The sequence below is a fragment of the Acinetobacter sp. BMW17 genome (assembly GCF_001592855.1).
In the GTDB taxonomy this organism is placed as follows: Bacteria; Pseudomonadota; Gammaproteobacteria; order Pseudomonadales; family Moraxellaceae; genus Acinetobacter; species Acinetobacter johnsonii.
In genome coordinates, this window is record NZ_LSOD01000008.1 from 87500 (window position 1) to 106899 (window position 19400).

Annotated in this window: 17 protein-coding genes and 1 riboswitch; of the genes, 14 read left to right on the forward strand and 3 right to left on the reverse strand. The window is 43.7% G+C overall.

Translation table 11 applies throughout. The features are described 5' to 3' along the window. Positions 1-97: 97 nt before the first annotated feature. Positions 98-295 carry a DUF3565 domain-containing protein gene (locus AXW61_RS02175; RefSeq protein ID WP_062031937.1) on the reverse strand — a complete coding sequence of 66 codons (198 nt, stop codon included), beginning with the start codon at positions 293-295 and terminating at the stop codon, positions 98-100. Further along, on the reverse strand, positions 296-748 hold the full coding sequence (locus tag AXW61_RS02180; protein WP_062031940.1) for a MarR family transcriptional regulator: 453 nt from the start codon (positions 746-748) through the stop codon (positions 296-298). It abuts the gene before it with no gap. Positions 749-929: 181 nt separating this feature from the next. Between AXW61_RS02180 and AXW61_RS02185 the strand changes: the two genes are divergently transcribed. The 9 genes from AXW61_RS02185 to lpxC all read left to right on the forward strand — a co-directional run bounded on the left by AXW61_RS02185 (position 930) and on the right by lpxC (position 11167). Next, the gene (locus AXW61_RS02185; RefSeq protein ID WP_062031943.1) at positions 930-1412 is read left to right on the forward strand and encodes a glutathione peroxidase; all 483 of its coding nucleotides are present in this window, start codon (positions 930-932) and stop codon (positions 1410-1412) included. Positions 1413-1627: 215 nt separating this feature from the next. After that, a complete protein-coding gene (gene gshB / locus AXW61_RS02190) occupies positions 1628-2572 on the forward strand; it encodes a glutathione synthase (protein ID WP_062031945.1) in 945 nt (314 codons plus the stop codon). A gap of 480 nt (positions 2573-3052) precedes the next feature. Then, positions 3053-4150, forward strand: a complete 1098-nt coding sequence (gene murG, locus AXW61_RS02195; RefSeq protein ID WP_062031947.1) for an undecaprenyldiphospho-muramoylpentapeptide beta-N-acetylglucosaminyltransferase — start codon at positions 3053-3055, stop codon at positions 4148-4150. Positions 4151-4162: 12 nt separating this feature from the next. Beyond that, entirely contained in the window at positions 4163-5611 is a 1449-nt protein-coding gene (gene murC / locus AXW61_RS02200; protein WP_004691731.1) for a UDP-N-acetylmuramate--L-alanine ligase, read from the forward strand. A 56-nt stretch (positions 5612-5667) separates the two neighbouring features. Further along, a complete protein-coding gene (locus AXW61_RS02205; protein ID WP_062031950.1) occupies positions 5668-6597 on the forward strand; it encodes a D-alanine--D-alanine ligase in 930 nt (309 codons plus the stop codon). Next, entirely contained in the window at positions 6598-7452 is an 855-nt protein-coding gene (locus tag AXW61_RS02210) for a cell division protein FtsQ/DivIB (protein ID WP_062031953.1), read from the forward strand. It begins immediately after the preceding gene. Between the two features lie 66 nt (positions 7453-7518). Beyond that, positions 7519-8781, forward strand: coding sequence for a cell division protein FtsA (gene ftsA, locus AXW61_RS02215; protein ID WP_004691727.1), 1263 nt, complete (start codon positions 7519-7521; stop codon positions 8779-8781). 163 nt (positions 8782-8944) lie between these two features. After that, on the forward strand, positions 8945-10141 hold the full coding sequence (gene ftsZ / locus AXW61_RS02220; RefSeq protein ID WP_062031955.1) for a cell division protein FtsZ: 1197 nt from the start codon (positions 8945-8947) through the stop codon (positions 10139-10141). Positions 10142-10264: 123 nt separating this feature from the next. Continuing rightward, positions 10265-11167: a UDP-3-O-acyl-N-acetylglucosamine deacetylase gene (gene lpxC / locus AXW61_RS02225; protein ID WP_062031958.1), complete on the forward strand. Its 903-nt coding sequence runs from the start codon at positions 10265-10267 to the stop codon at positions 11165-11167. A gap of 97 nt (positions 11168-11264) precedes the next feature. On the opposite strand, the gene AXW61_RS02230 is transcribed toward lpxC, so the two are convergent. Next, positions 11265-11705, reverse strand: coding sequence for a hypothetical protein (locus tag AXW61_RS02230; RefSeq protein WP_058870506.1), 441 nt, complete (start codon positions 11703-11705; stop codon positions 11265-11267). Between the two features lie 108 nt (positions 11706-11813). Here AXW61_RS02230 and AXW61_RS02235 point away from each other — a divergent pair, with 108 nt between their 5' ends. From AXW61_RS02235 to AXW61_RS02255, 5 genes are all read left to right on the forward strand, one after another. Then, the gene (locus AXW61_RS02235) at positions 11814-12497 is read left to right on the forward strand and encodes a M23 family metallopeptidase (RefSeq protein WP_062031959.1); all 684 of its coding nucleotides are present in this window, start codon (positions 11814-11816) and stop codon (positions 12495-12497) included. 276 nt (positions 12498-12773) lie between these two features. Then, positions 12774-15476, forward strand: coding sequence for a pyruvate dehydrogenase (acetyl-transferring), homodimeric type (aceE, locus tag AXW61_RS02240; RefSeq protein WP_062031962.1), 2703 nt, complete (start codon positions 12774-12776; stop codon positions 15474-15476). 2 nt (positions 15477-15478) lie between these two features. Next, positions 15479-17449, forward strand: a complete 1971-nt coding sequence (locus AXW61_RS02245; RefSeq protein WP_062031966.1) for a 2-oxo acid dehydrogenase subunit E2 — start codon at positions 15479-15481, stop codon at positions 17447-17449. A 149-nt stretch (positions 17450-17598) separates the two neighbouring features. Next, positions 17599-17737, forward strand: a riboswitch (yybP-ykoY riboswitch). 76 nt (positions 17738-17813) lie between these two features. Further along, on the forward strand, positions 17814-18389 hold the full coding sequence (locus AXW61_RS02250; protein WP_062031969.1) for a TMEM165/GDT1 family protein: 576 nt from the start codon (positions 17814-17816) through the stop codon (positions 18387-18389). Positions 18390-18571: 182 nt separating this feature from the next. Then, positions 18572-19369 (forward strand): MBL fold metallo-hydrolase, encoded by a 798-nt coding sequence (locus tag AXW61_RS02255; RefSeq protein ID WP_062031972.1) that lies wholly within the window; start codon positions 18572-18574, stop codon positions 19367-19369. Positions 19370-19400: the final 31 nt, after the last annotated feature.

Consider the following 19400-nt stretch of genomic DNA (forward strand, 5'->3'; position numbering starts at 1 on the left):
TAGTTTTACTGGGTTGAAAAGTATAGCTGTACAGGCTTTTTAATTTTTCTAAAAAATTGATAAATAAGCATTAAAATTTGAAGAAAATGTAAAACAATTATTTTTGTGCATTTTCCATGCATTTTTTACAGCTTAAAAGAACGCCTATTTTTTCTTGGCGTCCTTGCTCAGTTTGTACCCAAGGGCGGTTTTGCCACGGTGGAGTATGGCGGACATGTTGTGTGTGGCCACAGGCAAGCTCCGCCACCCAATGATGTTCTGCATCGAGATGAAAACCGACAATCGCTTGTTGCACTTAAGTATCTCGACTGACGTGTTGAGGCTGTTCTAAGCCGTTTAAAAAACGCTGACACAGTTGATGGATGGCTACCAAATCATCGGGATCTAGACCTAAAGAACACGCCAGCTCAAATGGAATGGCCATAATTTTATCTTTGGCTAAGAGTGCTTTTTCCAGCAGAACGACTTTTTTCATACGTTCATCTTCTTTGACAGCAACACGCTTTAAAAACTGTTTTTCTTCTAGTTTTTTAATAATCGGGGTTAAGGTGCCTGAGTCAAAAAAAGTTTTTTGTCCAATCTCGGTCAGCGTCACATTGTCCTGCTCGTATAAAGCCAACAAAACAATAAATTGCGGATAGGTCAGATCGTAAACCTGTAAGCGTGGACGGTATTGACGAACCATGGCATTGGTTGCGGAATACATGGCAAAACACACGCGGTTTTCTAAAAGTGGGGTGTCCGCCATATTGCATGTCCTTGGGTGTTAATGTCTGTAAAGCAGTATAAATGAAATAGGGATGAAAGTATATTGCGCATAATAATATTGTGCGCAAGTTAATTGTGTGCGATATTATTTTGCGGATGAAGTCGGTTCAGTTTTTGAAGCGACTTTCAGTAATGACATTTTGATGAATGGAAGAGATGTAATGAGCACAATTTATGATTTTCAGGCCGAACTGTTGGAAGGCGAGCAAAAAAATCTGGCCGATTATCAGGGCAAGGTTTTATTGGTGGTGAATACCGCCAGCCAATGTGGTTTAACCCCGCAATTTGAAGGCTTGGAACAGTTATATCAGGACTATCAACAGCAAGGTCTGCTGATTTTAGGTTTTCCCTGCAACCAATTTGCGCAGCAAGACCCTGCGAGTAATGAAGAGATCGGCAGTTTTTGTCAGCGTAATTATGGGGTCTCTTTCCCGATGTTTGCCAAAGTTGACGTGAATGGTCCTACAGCGCATCCGCTGTATCAGTATTTAACCACTGAAGCTAAAGGCATTTTAGGTAGTCAAAGCATCAAATGGAATTTCACCAAATTTCTCATTAACCAAAAAGGGCAGGTGGTGAAACGCTATGCGCCGATTGTTAAACCTGAAAAAATTGCCAAGGATATTCAACGCCTTTTGACTTAATGGAGAAAGTGTGGAAAGGAGCTGCCGTGTGGTAATAGGCGCATACTTCCTTTGTTGTATCGAGCAGTTAGTATCTGATTTGTTAATGTAATGTGTTGTAGTTATTTGAATAAAATAGATTTTTTAATCTTTAATTATTACACAACTTGTTGCACTCAAACCTGAAAACTTCGTTATACTTTTTGCCAAGTTTAAAAAATATGAGCGTGAGAATTATGCGTGTACTGGTAGTGATGGACCCGATTGAAACGGTGAATCTGAAAAAAGATTCCACCATGGCCATGTTATGGGCAGCAAACCGTCGCGGACATGAACTGGGTTATGCATTACAACACGATTTATATATCGATCAAGGCAAAGCCTTTGGTCTGATTTCTCCCTTAAAAGTGTTTGAAGACTACGATCATTATTTTGAGTTGGGCGAACAGCAAAAAGAGTCCTTGGCCGATTACGATGTGATTTTGATGCGTAAAGATCCACCGTTCGACATGAACTTTGTCTATACCACTTATATTTTGGAACAAGCGGAACGTGAAGGTGCGTGGATTATCAATAAACCACAGTCCTTACGTGACTGTAATGAAAAACTGTTTGCCACGCAGTTCCCAGAACTCCAAGTCCCTACATTGGTGACTTCACAACAAAGCCTGATCCGTGAATTTATCAAAGAACATGGTGATGTGATTGTGAAGCCTCTCGATGGGATGGGTGGCATGGGAATTTTCCGTTTATATCAAGATGGTGTAAACATTGGCTCAACTTTGGAAATGTTGACGGAAATGGGCACACGTCCGATTATGGCGCAGCGTTATATTCCTGAAATTGTGGAAGGGGATAAACGTATCTTGCTGGTCAATGGTGAACCTATTCCGTACTGTTTGGCGCGTATTCCACAAAACGGCGAAGTGCGTGGGAATTTGGCCGCAGGTGGTTTGGGTCAAGCACGTCCTTTGACTGAGAATGACAAGGCCATTGCCGCAAAAGTGGGACCTTTCTTACGTGAAAAAGGTTTGGTTTTTGTCGGACTTGATGTGATTGGCAATTACGTGACCGAGATTAATGTCACCAGTCCAACCTGTATTCGTGAGATTGATGCGCAATTTGGTACCTCGATTGCCGATGATTTATTTGATGTCTTGGAAGCAGGCAAAGCCAGCTAAAACGACAGAACAGGAACCTGAAATGGTTCCTTTTTTACTTCATGGAGGTGGTCGGTTTTGGAATAGAGCTGTACTTTGCTGCAAAGTGTATAAATTTGGTTGAAAATAAAGCGGATTATGTTGCTAGACACCACTAATTTTCATTCTGTTCAAATGTATGCACTCAGATTGTATTTCTAGCCGCTAAAATGAAGTGAATTACACTTTAGAATGATGTTAAATATTTGATTCAAATCAGCTTCATTGTTTTATTTTTAAATATCTCCAATTGCACTGTTGAGCCTGATTGTGTGCTGTAGTTTGAGTAAAAATGCACATCTGATAACAAATCTAGTTTAAACTTGAAAATCAGTAGAAAAAAACAATCAAATGCCTGTTGAAAAAAAGTAAATAATCTTTCGCGGCTATGCGTTTGTGATTACAATTGATCGCTTAAAATTGAATTTTGTTTCCATATTTTTAGAATTGAAGAATTAGACTGTGACCGAAGCAACACCAACAAAGCCGAAACATGTAATGATGATGGCTGCCGGAACGGGCGGGCATGTTTTTCCAGCACTTGCTGTGGCTAAGGAATTACAGCAACAAGGCTGTCAAGTCTCGTGGCTTGCTACGCCTACAGGTATGGAAAATCGCCTGCTTAAAAATCACGATATCCCAATTTATCAAATTGATATTCAAGGTGTGCGCGGCAATGGCTTAGTCCGCAAAGTATTGGCACCCTTTAAAATTTTAAAAGCCACTTTAAGTGCAATGCGTTACATGAAGCAGCTCAAAGTCGATGCCGTCGCGGGCTTTGGGGGTTATGTCGCTGGGCCTGGTGGATTGGCTGCGCGCGCACTGGGTATTCCTGTGATTATTCATGAGCAGAATGCGATTGCTGGATTTACCAATACGCAGTTATCACGTATTGCCAAAACAGTGTGTCAGGCTTTTCCAAACACCTTTGCTGCACAAGATAAAATTGTGACCACGGGCAATCCCGTCCGCAAAGAAATTACGGAAATTTTAAATCCGTCTTGGCGTTATCAAGAACGTGAAAAAGCAGGGGCCATGCTTCGAGTTTTAATTGTGGGTGGCTCGTTGGGTGCACAAGCGTTAAATGAGCGTGTTCCTGAAGCATTGAAGCAATTGAATGTGCCGTTAAGCGTTTATCATCAGTGTGGTCAAAACCATGCAGATGCGACCCAAGCGCGTTATGCCAATGCCCCTGAACAGTTTCAGGTTGAAGTCCACCCTTTTATTGAAGATATGGCCCAAGCCTATAGCGATGCCGATTTAATTATTTGCCGTGCTGGGGCGTTAACCGTGACCGAAATTGCCACTGCGGGTGTGGCTGCGGTGTTTGTTCCACTGCCAAGTGCTGTGGATGATCATCAAACGGCTAATGCAAAGTTCTTAGCCAATATTGGTGCAGCCAAAATTTGCCCGCAAGCAAGCATGACGCCCGAGAGTTTAAAAGAATTATTATTACCCTTGATGAACCGTCAGTTATTGTCTGAAATGGCAGTGAAAGCACGTCAGCAAGCACAACCCGATGCAACCCAACATGTGGTTCGTTTAATTCAAGCATTGTAAACCGAGTATTTTATGTCGCCATCTACGCCTGCTGATCAAGCAAAAAAGTTAATTAAAGTGCCAGAAATGCGCCGTATTAAGCACATCCATTTTATTGGGATTGGTGGTGCGGGTATGTGTGGTATTGCTGAAGTGCTCAAGAACCAAGGCTACAAAGTCTCAGGTTCAGATATCAAAGCATCAAAAACCACGGCTCAGCTTGAAGAAAACGGCATCAAAGTCTATATCGGGCATACGGCTGAAAATATTCAAGGGGCAAACGTGATTGTGGTGTCGACTGCAATTGATGCAGAAAACCCAGAAATTAAAGCGGCTATTGAAACGCGTACACCTGTGGTGCGCCGTGCAGAAATGCTGGGTGAGCTGATGCGCTACCGTCATGGGATTGCTGTTGCGGGAACACATGGTAAAACGACGACCACTAGCCTAGTCACGTGCATGTTGGCAGAAGAAAATCTCGATCCAACTTATGTGATTGGTGGTTTGCTGAACCGCACCGGTGTGAATGCTGCGCTGGGCGCGAGTCGTTTTATCGTGGCAGAGGCAGATGAATCAGATGCGTCATTCTTGCATTTGCAGCCAATGGCTACCATCGTGACCAATATCGATGCCGACCACATGGACACCTATGGTGGTAGTTTCGATGTCCTAAAAGATACCTTTGTACAGTTCTTACAAAAACTACCGTTTTATGGCTTGGCTGTGGTGTGTGGCGATGATGCCAACATTCGTGAAATCATGCCGCGTATTGGTCGTCCATTGATCACGTATGGTTTTAACGAAGACAATGACATTCGTGCAGTGGATATTGAACAAGAAGGCATGCAGTCGCACTTTACCGTATTGCGTAAAGATCGTGAGCCTTTACGTTTAACCATCAATTTGCCGGGTTTACATAATATTTTAAATGCGCTTGCAGCAATCGGTATTGCAACCGATGAAGGTGTGTCTGATGCTGCGATTGCACGTGCGTTGGAAAGTTTCAGCGGTGTAGGTCGTCGTTTCCAAGTCCAAGGTGAATTTGACATCGAAGGCGGTAATGTGAAATTGGTGGATGACTATGGTCACCATCCAAAAGAAGTTGAAGCGACCATTAAAGCTGCACGAGCAAGCCATCCAGACCGCCGTTTAGTGATGATGTTTCAGCCACACCGTTTTAGCCGGACCCGTGACTGTTTCGATGACTTTGTGGATGTACTGTCACATGTCGATCAGTTGTTGCTGCTTGAAGTCTATCCTGCGGGTGAAAAACCGATTGTGGGTGCAGACAGTCGTTCATTGGCGCGTAGTATTCGTTTACGTGGCGATGTAGAGCCGATTTTGATCGATCCAGTCGAAGGTAATTTGCAGCATGCGTTGAAAAAAGTGTTACAAGCGGATGACTTGTTATTGACGCAAGGCGCAGGTAATGTGGGGGCTATCTCGGTTGAGCTTGCAAGCAATCATTTATATTTAAAATAATCACGTTTTGTGATTACTCAATGAATAAAACAGTCATAAAGTTTAAGGATATCAACGTGTCAAATGCTTCAAAATTCGGCAAAGTAGCGGTGTTGCTTGGTGGTAAGTCTGCTGAGCGTGAGGTTTCTCTAGATAGTGGTGCAGCTGTACTTGAAGCATTGGTTCGTTCGGGTGTAAATGCAGAGGCTTTTGATCCGCAAGAGCGTAGTGTGACCGAATTGGTCGGTTATGACCGTGCGTTTATTGTGTTACATGGTCGCGGTGGAGAAGACGGTCAAATCCAAGGGGTCTTGGAGTGGCTCAATATCCCGTATACCGGAACAGGCGTACAGGGTTCTGCTATTGGCATGGATAAAGTTAAAACCAAGCAAGTTTGGCAGGGTTCAGACTTACCGACAGCACCCTATCGCATTATTAGCCAAGAGTCAGATTTAACTGAAGTGGTGGCGAATTTGGGTCTTCCACTGATTATCAAGCCAGTACACGAAGGTTCAAGTGTCGGCATGAGTAAAGTTGAAAAAGCAGAAGATTTGGCAGCGGCAATTGCCAAAGCGACCCAACACGATGCTGTGGTGATGGCTGAAAAATGGATTACGGGACGTGAGTTCACGATTTCATTTTTAAATGGTCAACCGCTACCTGTGATTCGTCTACAACCGCCTGCGGATGTGGCTTTTTATGATTATGAAGCGAAATATCAACGTAATGATGTGGAATACGGAATTCCGTGTGGCTTAAGCACTGAAGAGGAGCAGAAGTTGCAAGCGCTTTGCCTCCGTGCATTCCAAGCGGTGGGTGCAAGTGGTTGGGGTCGTATTGATGCGATGCAAGATGAGCAAGGCAATTTCTGGTTACTAGAAGTGAATACAGTACCTGGGATGACCAGTCACTCTTTGGTGCCGAAAGCAGCAAATGCAGTGGGTTATAGCTTTGATGCGCTTTGTGTCCAAATTTTAGAGCAAACACTGACAGGTGCGACTCACTAAATGGCGCAATTACCCGCTTCTATGCGCCGTAAACGCGCAGCGATTACGTCGATACACGATAAACCACCGACGCGTAAGGAAAAGCTTGGCAACTTCGGTGGTTGGGTGATGTTGGTCGTTGCCGCGGCGGTGCTGTTGGTTGGTATTTATGGCTTATATCAAGTCATGACAGATGCACGTGTGGCCGAACTTGATGTAGTAGGTGTACGTTCTGAGGCGGAAAAGAATCAGCTGATGGGACATGTTTCACCAGCCATTACCCATAATTATTTCACCTCCGATTTAGAAGAAATTCGTGATCGAACTTTAGAGCTGGCTTGGGTCGATCGTGTGGTGGTTTCGCGCGCATGGCCGAATGCGATTCGCGTTCGCGTTATGCCACGGCATGCAATTGCACGTTGGGGGACAGGGCGTCTCTTAAGTGACAGCGGTGATGTATTTAGTGAAGTGACACCGAAAAATAATCAGAATTTACCTTTATTACACGGCCCAATCAGTCAATCTAAAATGATGATGCGCCGTTATAATGAAATTAATCAATTATTCCAGCCAGTCAACCTTCGTTTAAAAGAACTATATTTAACGGAGCGTATGACTTGGTTTATGCAGTTCGATTCAGGTTTACGTGTTATCGTAGATCAGGATCAAACCATGAGTAAGCTGCAACGTTTGAGTTATTTGGCTCAAAGTGATTTGAAGCCAGTTTGGGCCAAAGTATCTGCCATTGATTTGCGTTATCGGAATGGCTTGGCCATCCAATGGAAGAATGCTGCCGCACCAAAGATAGCAAATGGTCATTTTGTTGTAACGATTGATGACACAAGCATTGCAGGCGGAGCAGCAGCAAAGCCATAATACTTGGCTTTAAAACAGAGGCATAAAGCCATAAATTAAACAAACATGTGATGGTAGTAGTAAATAATGAATGAAGCGGTTCCCTCAGTTGTTGCGATTGACATTGGGACGCACAAAGTTTCAGTTTTGATTGGTAAGGTACATGCGCCAGACAATATCCAAGTGATAGGAATGGCAACTGCTCGTAACCGAGGCATGAATAAAGGAAAAATTGTAAGTCTTGATAAAGTCATTACAGCGATAAAAAATGCCGTGCAAGAAGCAGAAGATATGGCTGAATGCCGTGTCCATTCCGCGTGGGTGTCGATCCCAAGTGCCGAGTTAAAAAGCTTTTATGCATCTGGACGAACGCCAGTTGAAAATACTGACCATACAATTACAACAAGTGAAGTGGTTCGTGCATTAGAGTTGGCCAAAGCCAGCCACATGACCTCGGATCATTATTTGGTCAGTGCTGTTCCACTGGGCTTTGAGCTGGATGACTCCACTGAGTGGGTACAAAACCCAATACGGATGTCTGCACACAGCATGATTGGTCATTATCAGTTGATGATGTTACCGATTAGTACCATGCAAAACCTTGATCGAGCATTAAAAGGCGCGAACATCGGGGTAGAAAAACTGGTGGTGTCTTGTTTGGCAACGGCAGAAGCGAGCCTACTCAAAGATGAAAAAGAGTATGGCGTCTGTTTGGTTGATATTGGTGCAGGCACCACCAACATTGCGGTGTATTTGGATGGCCGTTTGGCGTTGACACATACTTTGCAGCGTGGTGGCGAGCATGTCACCCGTGATATTGCTGCTGTGTTACAAACCACCACTGAAGAAGCTGAGCGAATTAAATTACTCTATGGGTGTGTCGACATTAAGTCGGTTAAACCGGACCATATGATTCAGATCCAAGGGATTGATGGTCCGCAAACGATTAGCCGTATTGAGCTGACTGAAATCGTGATTGCGCGTTATGAAGAAATCTTAGGCCAAGTTCGCCAAGAGCTAGAGCGTAATGGTGCGATTCATGGTTTGTATCATGGTGTGGTGTTAACAGGTGATGCTAGTCAAATCGAAGGTATGGTGACGTTGACTCGTCGTATGTTGGGTGTGTCTGCGCATTTGGGTAATCCACCTGTGCAAGTGACAGCAGATGAGCAAAATATTGCCGCACTGCGTCGCTCTCAGTATGCCACTGCCGCAGGTTTGTTGATGTTTAGTCAGAGCGAAACACAAGAAACCATAGTGGAACCAGAAGATACAGAAAAACTGTCTCTGATTAAACGCGTTGGACGTGCTTGGTCTGGACTCAATGAAAAGCTGAAATCTGTTTTTTAAGTTGAATTTTTTTGGAATATTGTTAAGAAGTTGTACAACGCATCGCTTAAACTTGACAAGCTATGGCTTGCACAGCATGCTTAAAAGCAATTTTGTTTATTAAGATCAAGGCAGTATACGGGCTTAAGTGACTGCCAATAACGAATTAGGAAATCTATAGGTCATGGCCTCATTTGAATTTTTAGAAGATGATCAAACCGATAGCAACGGTCAAGCCCGTTTTACTGTGTTTGGTGTTGGTGGTGCAGGTGGTAACGCCGTACAACACATGCTTGAGTCAGATATTCAAGGTGTAAAATTTGTATGTGCCAATACGGACAAGCAAGCGCTAGACCGTATGAATGCACAATTCAAGATCCAGTTGGGTGAGCAAAGTACTCGTGGTTTAGGTGCGGGCGCCAATCCAAATGTAGGTCAAGCAGCGGCTGAAGAAAGTCGTGACTTGATTCGTCAGCACCTTGAAGGCACTGACATGGTGTTTGTCACTGCCGGCATGGGCGGTGGTACAGGTACAGGTGCTGCGCCAGTGGTTGCTGAAATAGCCAAAGAAATGGGCATTTTAACCGTAGGCGTGGTAACGACACCGTTTAACTTTGAAGGTAAGCGTCGTCTTCAGTCTGCTGAGCAAGGCATTGAAGCATTAGAAGCGCATGTAGATTCTTTAATCATCATTCCAAACCAACGTTTGTTAAAAGTTTTCCGTGACATCTCAATGAAAGATGCTTACAAAAAAGCGGATGATGTCTTATTAAATGCGGTGCGTAGTATTTTTGATTTAGTAGTACGCCCAGGTCATATTAACCTTGACTTTGCTGACTTGAAAACTGCGATGAGCACACGTGGTTATGCCATGATGGGGGCGGGTTTAGGTCGTGGTGAAAACCGTGCACGCCAAGCGGCTGAGCAAGCAATCCGTAGTCCATTGCTAGATAACGTCACTATTATGAATGCCAAAGGAATTCTGATTAATGTGACGGGTGGTGATGACGTTACGTTTGGTGAAATCGAAGAAATTACCGACGTTGTGAACCAAATTGTCGATCTAGATGAAGGCCAAGTCTTCTACGGTACCGTATTTGATCCAGATGCGCGTGATGAAATCAGTGTGACTGTGATTGCAACGGGTTTGACTCGAAATTCAGCAGATTCTGCTGAGCCAGTGAAGCGTCCAAATGCACATGTGCAGGTAGCACAACATGGGCATGCAACGCAAGCGGTTGTTGAAGATGATGATGTGCCTGCAATCCAGCGTCAGAACCAAGACGTGGCTGCTGCAGCGAATTCTGCATCGACAGTGAGTGCTGCACGTCCAACACCAATGAGTATTCAAGATTACTTGAAAAATCAACAACGTAAGTAGTATTTGTCTATGTGGTTAAGCCACATGTGATGAAGAAAAGGTAGTCTCTGACTACCTTTTTGTTTTTTATCAATGGCTAAATATGCTAACGTATAGCGGTTTAGTGGTGAGATGATATGAAACATGTTGAAACAAAGAACTCTACAACGTGTCGTTAAAGCAAGCGGCATTGGTTTGCATAGTGGTCAAAAAGTCTTAATTAACTTTGTGCCACATCATGCGGACGGAGGAATTGTGTTTCGTCGTATCGATCTCAATCCACCAGTCGACATTCGTGCAAATGCGATGTTGATCCAAGAGGCTTTCATGTGTTCAAACTTAGTTCAAGAAGATGCCAAAGTCGGTACGATTGAACATGTTATGAGTGCAATTGCAGGTCTGGGTATTGATAATTTGATCATTGAAGTGTCTGCCTCTGAAGTGCCGATTATGGATGGCAGTGCGGGTCCGTTTATTTACTTACTGATGCAAGGCGGCCTCAAAGAACTGGATGCCCCTAAAAAATTTATTAAAATACTCAAACCTGTTGAAGCGCTTATCGACGACAAACGCGCCATTTTCCGCCCGCATGAGGGTTTCCAACTCAACTTCACCATTGACTTCGATCATCCCGCTTTTAAGAAAGAATATCAGTCTGCTACTATCGATTTTTCAACCGAAACCTTTGTTTATGAAGTCAGCGAAGCCCGTACTTTTGGTTTCATGAAAGATTTGGATTATCTCAAAGCCAATAATCTCGCTTTAGGGGCAAGTTTAGACAATGCCATTGGCGTTGATGAAACGGGGGTGGTGAATGAAGAAGGTTTGCGCTTCTCAGATGAATTTGTTCGTCACAAAATATTAGATGCGGTGGGGGATCTTTACTTGCTCGGCCACCAAATTATTGCCAAATTTGATGGATATAAGTCTGGGCATGCTTTGAATAATCAATTATTGCGCAATGTCCAAAGTGATCCAAGCAGCTATGAAATTGTAACATTTAATGACGAAGATCAGTGTCCAATTCCTTATGTGAGTGTGACTTAAGTCATTGTCTTTATTGTGTGATGTTATATTGTAACAATCATAAATGTGATGAATTTATCATTTTAAAAACGCAATTCTGACGCGGTTCGAGACGAGGTTACTTTTTTTTGCTTGCCAAACGGCGCATTGCTTGGCTAAGCTTAGGGTCGCTCACAAAGTCAGCAGCACCTCGAATTAAGTCTTGAGTTTCTGTGCTTAGCGATCTTGAAATAGATTGTATCTTTGCGGGTGTTTGAGAGGGGATTCTCAAACGAACTTGGAGTTTTTGTAGGTCTTTAAACTCATCAAGTTCCGACAGTTGTGCAATATATTGTTTTTGAAGGTAACCAAGTTGACTAATCATCGCTTGATTTTCGCCGGTAATCGTCAAAATACCATATTGATAACAAACAACCTGCCACTGCTCTGGTTGCGGTAGGATAGGTTGAATCAGTTTTGTAAGTTTCTGCCATGCAGTCACTTGCTTTGAGAGAAACGTTAAGTTTCCTGTTTTTATGTGTTTTCTGGTTTGTTGAAAGAGATTCACTGGTTCGGACATACATATTTCCTTCATGTTAATGTCTTAATCTTATGCGCTTCTTTCGGTAGATATCAAGGACGAGATCACGCAAGAAACATTCGTAAGAACAGTTTTAAGAGGTTTTTTATGCATATGCGACGTATTTTGTTGGCTTTTTCTTTTGCGGCATCGGCTGCTTCAGTAGCCTTCGCTGATTTGGTAGAACTCAATACAAATAATGCATCTTCGGATCGAATTGAGCAATTGACACGCACTTTATCAGAAGGTGCTTATACCGAATCGAATGATATTGATGTTCCTGCCGAAACGAAAATGACCGTTCAGCTCCGTGAAAAAACGGTTGAACTCAACAATGCTTCACTGGCGAAAAAATACGGTTCGGAATCCTCTGCAAAAAGTTTTTCAAATAATCCATATTCGTGGTTAGTGACACACCCGCTTCCAAGCGCACGTGTGAGCTCAAGTTACGGCGGCCGCACCATGAATGGTCGTGCTGAGCGCCACTCAGGTCTAGATCTTGCTGCGCCAAGCGGTACACCGATTTATGCGACAGGTCCCGGGATTGTGACCAAGTCAGGTTGGGGTACGGGCTATGGTCAATATGTTGAAATTAACCATGGCAATGGTTACATCACGCGCTATGCTCATGCATCACGTTTAATAGCACGTGTTGGCGACCGTGTAGACGCGGGTGAACATATTGCCAATGTCGGATGTACAGGTCGTTGTACTGGCCCACATTTACACTATGAAGTAGTTAAAGATGGTCAACGCAAAAACCCATCGACTTATCTAGCAATGTTGCCTTAATCCGATTTGATCGATGATCCGAACTTACCGTTGGTCTGATGCTTGAAAAAGGAATACAGCTCTGACGGAATCTAAGTTAGCATCAAAAAACAGCATTAAATGTATAAAAAACCGCCTAAATTGGCGGTTTTTTGTTATCTTGGGTAACGAATGGTCAATGACTATTTAGTTGCTAAATAGTATGGCTCAGCCATATTCAGCTGTAGCGATACTCTTATAGGACGAAAGTATGATACATATTAGCGTATAAGATTAGGATATCGAAATAGGTGAATTATGGCGTTTTATGGTGATACTGACGCGCAAGAAACGCAAGAGTGGCAAGATGCGTTTGACTCCGTTTTACAACACATGGGGACTGAGCGTGCAGCTTTTCTACTAGAAAAACTGTATCAACAAGCAATCGCTAAACATGTCCCTATTCAGCGTTTAAACACGCCTTATTTAAATACAATTTCAGTGGCTGAAGAACCTGCAATGCCAGGCGATCAAGACATGGAGCGTCGTATCCGTGCATTGATTCGTTGGAATGCGCTAGCGATGGTACTCCGTGCCAATAAAACGGGTGATGACTTAGGTGGTCACTTGGCAAGTTTTGCATCTTCAGCAACATTATATGATGTCGGTTTTAACCACTTTTTCCGTGCCAATAACGACAACTTTGGTGGGGACATGATTTATTATCAAGGTCACTGTGCGCCAGGTATTTATGCGCGTTCGTTCCTTGAAGGTCGTTTGACTGAAGAGCATCTAAACAATTTCCGTCGCGAAGTGGACGGTGTTGGCTTACCTTCTTATCCGCATCCATACTTAATGCCTGATTATTGGCAGTTCCCAACGGTATCGATGGGTCTTGGCCCAATCATGTCGATTTACCAAGCACATATTCAAAAGTATTTGATGAACCGCGGTTTAATCAAAGAAGAAAATCGCAAAGTTTGGGCATACCTTGGCGATGGTGAGATGGATGAGCCAGAAAGCACAGGTGCAATTTCACTTGCGGGTCGTGAAAAATTAGACAATCTCATTTGGGTTGTAAACTGTAACTTACAGCGTCTAGATGGCCCAGTACGTGGTAACGGTAAAATTATTCAAGAATTAGAATCTTTATTCCGTGGCGCGGGCTGGCGTGTCATTAAAGTGGTTTGGGGCCGTCACTGGGACCCACTACTGGCTAAAGACAGCACTGGTGCTTTAAAAGCGGTTATGGAAGAAACACTGGATGGCGAATACCAACGCTTACAAGTGAAGGGTGGTGCATATGCACGCGAAAAATTCTTTGGTAAATACCCAGAAGCGGCTGAGTTGATTAAAGACTTAAGCGATGAAGATATTGATAATCTAAATCGTGGTGGTCATGACCCGTACAAAGTTTTTGCAGCCTATGCAGAAGCATGTACAGCCAAAGGTCAACCAACTGTAATCTTAGCGAAAACTGTTAAAGGTTATGGTTTGTCTGATGAAATTGAAGCAGTAAACAAAACGCATCAAATCAAAAAGATGCAAATCGAATCTTTAAAATATGTACGTGATCGCTTCAATTTGCCATTTAACGATGAGCAATTAGAAGAAGTGCCTTTCTATCGTCCAAGCGAAAACTCGCCTGAATTGAAATATATGAAGGCACGTCGTGAGGCCTTGGGTGGTTATTTGCCTGCACGTCGTAAAGAAAGTGAACAGTTGGCTATTCCAGAACTTTCTGTCTTTGATGCAGTATTAAAAGGCTCACAAGGCAAAGAACAATCAACCACCATGGTGATGGTTCGTTTAATCGCTGCATTGTTAAAAGAAAAAGCCATTAAAGACCGTGTTGTTCCTATTGTTCCAGATGAAGCACGTACTTTTGGTCTAGAAGGTATGTTCCGTCAGTTAGGTATTTATGCAGCCAATGGTCAGCATTACACGCCTGAAGACCAAGAACAGTTGATGCATTACCGTGAAGCAAAAGATGGTCATATGCTTCAAGAAGGCATTAACGAAGCAGGTGCAATGAGCGCTTGGGCAGCATTGGCAACAAGTTATTCAACCAATAACTTACCCATGATTCCAATGTACATGTACTACTCTATGTTTGGTTTCCAACGTATTGGCGACATTGCATGGGCTGCAGGTGATGCACAAGCACAAGGTTTCTTATTGGGTGCAACAGCAGGTCGTACCACGCTAAACGGTGAAGGTTTACAACACCAAGATGGTCACTCGCATATTCTTGCAAATACAATTCCGAACTGTGTGTCGTATGACCCATGTTTTGGTTATGAATTAGCAGTTATTGTGCATGATGGCTTACAGCGTATGTATGTGAACCAAGAGCGTATTTTCTATTACTTAACGGTAATGAACGAAAACTACGAGCATCCTGAAATGCCACAAGGTGCTGAAGAAGGCATTAAACGTGGTATGTACTTACTTCAAAAAGATGAAAAAGCCACTGTTCAGTTGATGGGTTCAGGTGTGATTCTGCGTGAAGTCATTAAAGCTGCTCAAATCTTACGTGATGAATACCAAATCCATTCAAATGTATTTAGCGTAACAAGTTTCAATGAACTTGCACGTGATGGTATGGCATGTGAAGAATATAACCGCTTGCATCCAATGAGCGAGAATGTGAAAGAGGCTTGGGTGACTGAGCAACTGCGCGGTACGGAAGGTATCGTGGTTTCTGCAACAGATCATATGCGTGCTTATAGCGAACAAATTCGTGCATATCTTCCAGACAACCGTCCATTCGTAGCATTGGGTACAGATGGTTATGGTCGTTCAGATTCACGCGCTAAATTACGTAGCTACTTTGGTGTAGATGCAGCGCACATTGTTGTTGCCACACTGAAGAAATTGGCTGATGAAGGTGAAGTGGATGCACGCTTAGTGAAAGATGCCATCTCTACATTTGAATTAGATACAGATCGTCCAGTGGCTTGGGCTCCTCAAGCAACGCCATCTGTACACGCTGTAGCTGACTACAAAGAGGAGAAATAAGTATGCAAATTACAACTCCTGATATTGGTGTAGATAAAGCCGTTGTTGCTGAAATTTTGGTCAAAGTTGGCGACACCATTGCGGTTGATGACAGTGTCGTTCTATTAGAATCAGATAAAGCATCTGTTGAAGTGCCTAGCACTTCAGCAGGCGTTGTTAAAAGCATTTTAGTAAACTTAGGTGACTCGGTTGCTGAAGGTGCAGCGCTGATTGAGCTGGAAGCCGAGGGACAAACTGAAGCGCCAGCAGTACAACCACAAGCTGCCGTTGTACAAGCTGAAGAAAAGACTGCACCCACTGCTGTTGCTGAAACGGTTGCACCCGCTGCGACTACAGCATCACAAGTGGTTGATGTGCAAGTGCCAGATATTGGTGTGGAAAAAGCAACCGTTAGTGAAATTTTGGTGTCGGTTGGCGATCAAATTGACGTCGATCAAAGTATCCTCGTGGTTGAGTCAGACAAAGCGACTGTGGAAGTCCCGAGTACGATTTCAGGCACAGTGGAATCGATTAGCATTCACGTCGGTGACAGTGTTAAAGAAGGCGTAGTGATTCTGACTGTAAAAACAGCAGCTTCAGTTGCACCAGTGACTGCTGAGCTTACGCAAGTTGCAGCACCTCAAGCCACTGAAACTCAGCCTGCTGAAGCGGCGCCACAAGTTGCTGCTGCGCCTGCAGGTGCGGTTGAAATTGCAGTGCCTGACTTGGGTGTAGACAAAGCGGCTGTTGCTGAAATTTTGGTGTCAGTAGGTGATACGGTTGAAAAAGACCAAAGTATCATCGTGGTTGAATCAGACAAAGCAACGGTTGAAGTACCAAGTACAACAGCGGGTGTGATTAAAGCCATTCATGTTGCATTGGGACAAAATGTATCGGAAGGTGTGGCTTTGGTGACCATTGAAGGTGAATCTTCATCAGCACCCGCTGCTGCACCTGCGGCGGCTTCTGCTCCAGCGCCTAAAGCTGAAGTTAAAGCGCAGCCTGCGCCAGCAGCACAGTCAGTTGCGGCTCCTGTGTCAGAACAGGGTGCAGACAAGCTGACGAAAGCGCAGAATGACGCCAATGCGAAAGTCTATGCAGGCCCAGCTGTACGCAAGCTGGCGCGTGAATTAGGCGTCGTATTGTCTGAAGTAAGCGCATCTGGCCCGCATGCGCGTGTCATGAAGGAAGACCTGAAAGCATTTGTCAAAGCGCGTTTAACTGCGCCTCAGGCTGCTCCAGCCGCTCAGGCTGCTGCTCAAGTTTCTGGCTTGCCAAAGCTTCCTGATTTCACAGCGTTTGGTGGTGTCGAAGAGAAAGTGCTGACACGTCTGCAACAAGTCTCTATTCCGCAGTTGTCTTTAAACAACTATATTCCACAAGTGACTCAGTTTGACTTGGCGGATATTACTGAGCTTGAAGCTTGGCGTAATGACCTTAAAGGTAACTTTAAGAAAGATGGCATTAGCTTGACCATTATGGCTTTCATTATTAAAGCTGTTGCGCATTTGCTGAAAGAAGAGCGTGATTTTGCCGGTCACTTGGCTGATGATGGCAAGTCTGTACTCTTGCGTAACGAAATCCATATGGGCATTGCTGTAGCAACACCAGATGGTTTAACCGTTCCTGTATTACGTAATCCAGACCAGAAATCGATTAAAGACATTGCTGTGGAGCTTGGTGTGTTGGGTCAGAAAGCACGTGATAAGAAGCTTTCGCCGAAAGATCTACAAGGTGCAAACTTCACGATTTCAAGCTTAGGTGCAATTGGTGGTACAGCATTTACACCACTGGTGAACTGGCCGCAAGTCGCGATTTTGGGAATTTCTCCAGCGACGATGCAACCAGTATGGAATGGTCAAGGTTTTGATCCGAAACTGATGTTGCCGTTATCTCTGTCTTATGATCACCGTGTGATCAATGGGGCGGATGCAGCGCGCTTTACCAATAAGCTGACCAAGTTGTTGAAAGACATCCGTACTTTGCTGATCTGATGATCTAGCTTTTAGCCCTGCTATTCTCTTTTCTCAAAAGAGAGAAAAGCTGCTGGAAGTCTTGAAAAAAATACCTCAATAAAGACCCTGCTTCGGCAGGGTCTTTTGTATTTATAGATTGCCAAAAAACATATTTTCGCCTAACATGGTGTTACTTCATTGGGGAGTAGCCGCTGTTCCTAAGAACAGGTGATGATCAACATATTTGCTCTAAAACGAGCATGGTCATCATAGCAAAGAACCAAATGAGCTTCTAAAGAGCTTTCTTTTGTTGGCAAGACCTTTGATTTACCACTCTGCAGATTTTTGGCTAGCAGGAGCGGTGAGTCATTGGTATTTGTTATGCTAGCCAGAGAAAGACATCATGTATGAATTCCTCCTCTCCACAGCCATCGTGGCTTTAGCTGAAATGGGCGATAAGACCCAACTGCTTGCATTGTTACTTGCTGCACGTTTCCGTAAACCCGTCCCAATTCTATTGGCTATTTTGCTGGCGACCATTATTAACCATGGTGTCTCTGCTGTTTTAGGCCAATGGATCACCACAGTTTTAAGCCCTGATGCGCTGATCTGGATTCTCTCGATTGGTTTCATTGCTATGGCAGGTTGGATGTTGATTCCTGATCAGTTGGATGATGAGTCAGGCAGCATTAAGAAATGGCAGAAACTAGGGGTATTTGGCGCAACGTTTGTGTTGTTCTTTTTGGCCGAAATTGGTGATAAAACCCAAATTGCGACAGTGGCTTTAGCGGCACGTTTTGACAGTATAGTTTGGGTGATGTTGGGTACGACTTTAGGGATGATGTTGGCTAATGCGCCAGCGGTCTTTATTGGCGATAAGTTGGCGACCAAGTTGCCAATTGCCTTAATTCATAAAATTGGTGCGGCCATTTTCTTGGTCATTGGTATTGCGACACTTGTACAGCATTATTTCTTCTAATTCACCGTAGAAAATAAGAATCCCGACTTAAAAAATCGGGATTTTTTATTGAAAAATGATCTTCAATTTATTGATATATCAAATGATATTGGTCGCAAATGCATTGTAAGTTTGTGTAAATCCATATATGTTGTAGGTATTAAAAAGTCTTTTAAGAAAAACAGCATTTTGAGGGGATGGGCATGGCATTTGACCGCACAACGTCACAGGTTTTATATGATGATGGCACACATAAGTGTATTAGCTTTACCAGCTTGGTCAAAGGCGAGGGTGTACAGGCAAATCAGTTTTTAATTATTGACCATGAGCGTGCTGCGGTCTTAGATCCCGGTGGTGATTTAACCTATGTGCCGCTGACCATGGAGTTGAATAAATATACGCGTTTGACCAATCTTGATTTTGTGATGGCCTCACACCAAGACCCCGACATTATTACCTCAATGCCGCGTTGGTTGGTCTATACCGAAGCGAAAGTGGTGGCTTCTAAACTTTGGGCACGCTTTTTACCTCACTTGAACTCTGCCTTTATGAGTGAGCGGATGAAAGGTAACTGGCTGGATCGTTTAGTGGAGCTACCAGACCACGGTCAGGTGATTACGTTGGGGCAGTCTTCGATTATTGCTGTGCCTGCGCATTTTTTACATTCGGTGGGTAATTTTCAGTTTTATGACCCAATTGCCAAAATTTTATTTTCAGGTGATATGGGGGCATCGATGGTGGACGATGCCTCAAAACCTTTGGAAAACTTTGCTGCGCATATTCCTAAAATGAAAGGGTTTCATCAGCGCTATATGTGCAATAACAAAGTGATTCGTTTATGGGTCAATATGGTCCGCACCATGGATGTTGAAATGATTGTACCGCAGCATGGGACACCGTTTATTGGGCACGAGCAGATTCATCAATTTTTAGATTGGATTGAGACGCTGGAGTGCGGTACAGACTTGATGGATGAGAGTGTTTTTACCTGTCCAACTTAAGTGACAAAATAGTCGTAAATTTTGCTTGTTT

Coding starts and splice junctions, on each gene's coding strand:
- AXW61_RS02180 (WP_062031940.1), bottom strand. CDS start 748: ATGGCGGACACCCCACTTTTAGAAAACCGCGTGTGTTTTGCCATGTAT.
- AXW61_RS02185 (WP_062031943.1), top strand. CDS start 930: ATGAGCACAATTTATGATTTTCAGGCCGAACTGTTGGAAGGCGAGCAA.
- gshB (WP_062031945.1), top strand. CDS start 1,628: ATGCGTGTACTGGTAGTGATGGACCCGATTGAAACGGTGAATCTGAAA.
- murC (WP_004691731.1), top strand. CDS start 4,163: ATGTCGCCATCTACGCCTGCTGATCAAGCAAAAAAGTTAATTAAAGTG.
- AXW61_RS02210 (WP_062031953.1), top strand. CDS start 6,598: ATGGCGCAATTACCCGCTTCTATGCGCCGTAAACGCGCAGCGATTACG.
- ftsA (WP_004691727.1), top strand. CDS start 7,519: ATGAATGAAGCGGTTCCCTCAGTTGTTGCGATTGACATTGGGACGCAC.
- ftsZ (WP_062031955.1), top strand. CDS start 8,945: ATGGCCTCATTTGAATTTTTAGAAGATGATCAAACCGATAGCAACGGT.
- lpxC (WP_062031958.1), top strand. CDS start 10,265: ATGTTGAAACAAAGAACTCTACAACGTGTCGTTAAAGCAAGCGGCATT.
- AXW61_RS02230 (WP_058870506.1), bottom strand. CDS start 11,705: ATGTCCGAACCAGTGAATCTCTTTCAACAAACCAGAAAACACATAAAA.
- AXW61_RS02235 (WP_062031959.1), top strand. CDS start 11,814: ATGCATATGCGACGTATTTTGTTGGCTTTTTCTTTTGCGGCATCGGCT.
- aceE (WP_062031962.1), top strand. CDS start 12,774: ATGGCGTTTTATGGTGATACTGACGCGCAAGAAACGCAAGAGTGGCAA.
- AXW61_RS02245 (WP_062031966.1), top strand. CDS start 15,479: ATGCAAATTACAACTCCTGATATTGGTGTAGATAAAGCCGTTGTTGCT.
- AXW61_RS02250 (WP_062031969.1), top strand. CDS start 17,814: ATGTATGAATTCCTCCTCTCCACAGCCATCGTGGCTTTAGCTGAAATG.
- AXW61_RS02255 (WP_062031972.1), top strand. CDS start 18,572: ATGGCATTTGACCGCACAACGTCACAGGTTTTATATGATGATGGCACA.